Genomic DNA, 299 nt, shown 5'->3' with positions numbered 1-299 from the left:
GGTATTAGCTATCGTTTCCAATAGTTATCCCCCGCTACAAGGCAGGTTACCTACGCGTTACTCACCCGTTCGCAACTCATCCAAGAAGAGCAAGCTCCTCTCTTCAGCGTTCTACTTGCATGTATTAGGCACGCCGCCAGCGTTCGTCCTGAGCCAGGATCAAACTCTCATTAAAAAATTTAATAATTGTTCGAGCGTTAACTCATTACCGTCGTCTGACGATTTATTCTTGTAAATTGACAGGTTATAATTTCTTCTATAACCCTGCACTTGGTTTCTTATTCAGTTCTCAAAGGTCT

1 rRNA gene is annotated in these 299 nt (G+C 42.8%); it reads right to left on the bottom strand.

What is annotated here, in order from left to right:
- Positions 1–175: ribosomal RNA gene (locus HMPREF2877_RS01900) — 16S ribosomal RNA — on the bottom strand; the annotation flags it as partial.
- Positions 176–299 lie beyond the last annotated feature (124 nt).

Origin of the sequence: Streptococcus sp. HMSC072D03 (assembly GCF_001812855.1) — a bacterium.
GTDB lineage: Bacteria > Bacillota > Bacilli > Lactobacillales > Streptococcaceae > Streptococcus > Streptococcus salivarius_D.
Note: the sequence above shows the minus strand (reverse complement) of the source record. Positions and strands in the feature narration are given on the sequence as shown.